The organism is Streptomyces sp. MA5143a (assembly GCF_900290235.1).
GTDB lineage: Bacteria > Actinomycetota > Actinomycetes > Streptomycetales > Streptomycetaceae > Streptomyces.
Map to the genome: position 1 here is coordinate 1 of NZ_OLMK01000049.1, position 3,698 is coordinate 3,698.

Annotated in this window: 4 protein-coding genes and 2 pseudogenes; 5 read left to right on the forward strand and 1 reads right to left on the reverse strand. The window is 69.7% G+C overall.

From position 1 onward, the window contains the following. Positions 1-159: pseudogene (locus SMA5143A_RS44040) on the reverse strand (NUDIX hydrolase); the annotation flags it as partial. Between the two features lie 26 nt (positions 160-185). Here SMA5143A_RS44040 and SMA5143A_RS22590 point away from each other — a divergent pair. The 5 genes and pseudogenes from SMA5143A_RS22590 to SMA5143A_RS44045 form a co-directional block, all read left to right on the forward strand. After that, complete coding sequence (locus tag SMA5143A_RS22590) at positions 186-974, forward strand: GntR family transcriptional regulator (RefSeq protein WP_060903208.1); 789 nt, start codon at positions 186-188, stop codon at positions 972-974. Positions 975-1,142: 168 nt separating this feature from the next. Beyond that, positions 1,143-1,499, forward strand: coding sequence for an SCO3933 family regulatory protein (locus SMA5143A_RS22595; protein WP_046709300.1), 357 nt, complete (start codon positions 1,143-1,145; stop codon positions 1,497-1,499). Further along, complete coding sequence (locus SMA5143A_RS22600) at positions 1,499-2,875, forward strand: FtsK/SpoIIIE domain-containing protein (RefSeq protein WP_107464695.1); 1,377 nt, start codon at positions 1,499-1,501, stop codon at positions 2,873-2,875. Before SMA5143A_RS22595 ends, SMA5143A_RS22600 begins: the two co-directional genes overlap by 1 nt. 89 nt (positions 2,876-2,964) lie before the next feature. Continuing rightward, positions 2,965-3,606, forward strand: coding sequence for a DUF2637 domain-containing protein (locus tag SMA5143A_RS22605; protein ID WP_107464696.1), 642 nt, complete (start codon positions 2,965-2,967; stop codon positions 3,604-3,606). A gap of 11 nt (positions 3,607-3,617) precedes the next feature. After that, positions 3,618-3,698 (forward strand): annotated as a pseudogene (locus SMA5143A_RS44045) (mobile element transfer protein); the annotation flags it as partial.

Below are 3,698 nucleotides of genomic sequence, written 5' to 3' on the forward strand. Positions count from 1 at the left end.
CTCCCACTTGCCGTTGTCACGGCGTTTGATCAAGAGGGCGCGGCCCTGGTCGTCGACGATGACTCCGGCGACGCTCACGGAGTGCGGACGTTCGGTGCTCACGTTCCTCGGCCCTCTCGGCTGGCTAGGCTCTCCACCGTAGCAACAACAATCGCCCACTCGTCTAGATATCTAAAGGAGTGCACGTGCCCTCTCTTCCTTCCGGCTTCCTCGGTGATCTCGATCCCACGAGTGATCGTGCGGTCTTTCGGCAGATCGCCGACCAGTTGCGTGAGGCCATCGACCGTGGGCGGTTCAAGGAGGGCGAAAAACTGCCCTCGGAAGCTGAGCTTGTTGACCACTACGGGGTATCCCGGATGACGGTCCGCAACTCCTTCTCCGTCCTCCAGGGCGAAGGGCTGGTGCATGCCGAGCACGGCAAGGGCGTCTTCGTCCGGCCCCGGCCGCCCGTGCGGCGCCTCGCCTCCGACCGGTTCGCCCGGCGCCACCGCGAGCAGGGCAAGGCGGCCTTCATCGTCGAAGCCAACGCCGCCGGCAGTCACCCCCAGGTCGACAGCCTTGAGGTCAAGGAAGAAAAGGCCAGTCAGGACGTCTCGACACGGCTCGGGTCCGTGCGGCGGGTGCTGGCTCGTCGGCGCCGGTATCTGCTCGACGGGCGACCGGTCGAGTTCGCCACCTCGTATCTGCCGCTCGACATCGCGCGCGGTACGCCGATCGCTGAGCCGAACCCAGGGCCCGGCGGGATCTACGCCCGTCTCGAAGAGCTGGGCCACCGGCTCGACCACTTCGAGGAGGAGATTCGCGCCCGGATGCCCTCACCCGCCGAGGTGAAGACGCTTCGGCTGGCCTCCGGTGTGCCGGTGATCCACCTGATCCGTACCGCCTTCGACGCCGAAGGCCGGGCTGTGGAGGTCTGCGACACGGTCATGGCGGCTGACGCCTACGTGCTGTCGTATCAGCTTCCGGCGACGTGATGAGGTGATTTGCGGTGATGCGCGGGGGACACTTCTCCGACTCGTACACCCCAACAGGCATACTCGTATAGACGAGTGGGCAAGTGGTGTGGCAGGGTGGTCCGCATGAGCCCGGAGACCGGGTTCGCAGATTGCATCATGTATAGACGAGTAGATGGGTGAATTGCCTTGCGCACCATTCGTGTTGAGACCTCGGCCGCCACGATCCTGCTGACCGAGGCTCCTGAGCCCAAGGTCCGGGACCGGCAGACGGGCGAGATCGCTAAGGACGCCGTCAGCGGGGAAGCGCTGATGACGCTCGGCGTCGTCTACATCGAGGACGGGGAATCGTCGCTGGTCAAGGTCACCGTGCCGGAGGGCGGCGTGGCCGAAGGGCTGACCCTGGGGGCGCCGGTCTCGCTGCCGGGGCTGGTCGCCCGGCCGTGGGAGTCGGTGTTCAACGGGCAGCAGCGGCACGGCATCGCCTTCCGCGCCGCCGCCGTGACTCCGGCCGCCTTCCCGGCCGCCATGGGGGCCACCGCCTGATGTCCGATCTGGTGACACTTCTGGAGGTGGGTGGTCCTGTCGCCGTACTCGGTGGCGGGGCCGCCTACACCCGGGCCAAGCACCCCCGCGTGTACTGGCCCACGGTCGGCCTGCCGATATCGACCGCCCGGCTCCTCGGCTCCTACGGCTCGGTCATGGAGGCGTGCGGGCTGACCGTGGCGCCGTCCCGGCTGCGGGTCCTCGCCGTCAAGGCCACCACTCGGCGGGAGGTCCGGCCGATACCGCCTCGGCGGGGCATCATCCGGCCCACCTCGACCGGGCTGCGGCTCCGCCTCCGGCTCGCTCCGGGCCAGGAACCCGCCGACGTCGCCGCCTCGGCCGAACGGCTGCGGCACGCCTGGGGCGTTCACGCCGTGTACGTGACGACGGTCAAGCCGGGCGTGGTCGAACTGCGGCTCGTCGGCTTCGACGTGCTGCGGAACGTACGGATGCCACGTAAAGCCACCGCCGAACTCCTCAAGGTGCCTGTAGCACTGCGGGAGGACGCGACGCCCTTCGTGCGCGACTACCGCACCATTCCGCATCAGCTCACCCTCGGTGCCACGCTGTCGGGCAAGTCCATGTACCTGCGCCACTTGATCACTGGGCTCGCCCGGCAATCCGTCGCCCTGGTCGGTATCGACTGCAAGCGCGGTGTGGAGCTGGCGCCGTTCGCCTCCCGGCTCTCCGCCCTCGCCACCGACCCCGACGAAGCCGCCGAGCTGCTGCCCGTACTCATCAAGGAAATGGAGGACCGGTACGACCTGATCAAGGCTCGCCAGGGCATCGCCCCCGGCACCCCCGACGAGGAAATCACCTCCGACATCTGGGGTCTGCCCGACAGCGAACGCCCGGTGCCGATCGTGCTGTTCGTCGACGAGGTGGCCGAACTCTTCCTCGTCGCCACGAAGAAGGACGAGGAACGCCGGGACGAGATGGTCACCCAGCTCATCCGGCTCGCCCAGCTCGGCCGCGCCGCCGGGATCTATCTGGAGGTGTGCGGGCAGCGCTTCGGTGCTGAGCTGGGCAAAGGTGCCACGATGCTCCGGGCCCAACTGACCGGCCGGGTATGCCACCGCGTCAACGACGAAGCCTCCGCGAAGATGGCGCTGGGCGACATCGCCCCCGAAGCGGTCTTCGCCGCCTGTGCCATCGCTCCCGAGCTGCCCGGCCTGGCCGTGGCCGGTGACACCTCCGGCGGCTGGTCCCGCACCCGCACGCCCTACCTGTCCCTCGGCGCCGCCGCCGAGATCTGCCGGGACTCGGCCCACCTGGTGCCCGACCTACCCGCGCTCAAGCCCTTCAGGCCCGACATCCCCGTACGGCCCGCCGAGTCCTCGGCCCCGGCAGCGCAGCCGCACCCGGTGACCGACTGACCTTCGCCCACCCCTCACCCCGGTCGGCGCGACCGCCTCGCGCCAACTCCCTACCCCTGCCCTGCCTGAAATCCGGAAGGAGCCGCACCTTGCGCGCCCAACTGGCCCGTGTCGACGCGGTGCTCGTCCAAGCGCTCATTGCCGCCGCGCTGTCCTTCGCCCACCTGCACGACATCGCCTCGGCGGCCGGTCAGGACGGGTGGAAGGCGTGGGCCTATCCGATCTCGGTCGACCTGTTGCTCGTCGCCGCTTGGCGTCGGCTGCGGTCCGGTGAGGCGAAAGCGTCCGGGTGGTGCTGGTTCGTCATCGCCCTCGCCGCCTCCCTCGGCGCGAACGTCGCCACCGCCGGCCTCCTCGACCTCAACGACGTACCCGCCTGGCTACGCATCCTCGTCGCGGGCTGGCCCGCCGTCGCCTTCCTCGGCGGAACCCTCCTCGCCCACTCGGCCCCGCCAACGACCGACAAGGCTCCCGATGGCACGGACGACGCCGTGGACCAGGAGGACGGGCCCGAACTCGCCCCCGAGGAACCGCCGCCGACACCACCGGCCATCGAGCCACCGCCGCCCGAGCGGCCCGCCGTACCCGTCCCGGCCGCGCTCGTCGAACACGCCCGCAAAGTCGCCACCGAACACCACACCCGCACCGGAGTACCGATCGACACCCCGACGCTCCGCGCTCGCCTCGGCGTCCCCGCGCCCATGGCCGAAGCCATCGCCACCCACCTCTGAAGGGAGATCCCGTGTCCGCCAACCGCCGCTTCCGCAACGTCACCCGCATCGGCCCGGTCCAGGTCGCCACGTCCTACGACGGCCGGGGCCGT

Coding starts and splice junctions, on each gene's coding strand:
- SMA5143A_RS22600 (WP_107464695.1), top strand. CDS start 1,499: ATGTCCGATCTGGTGACACTTCTGGAGGTGGGTGGTCCTGTCGCCGTA.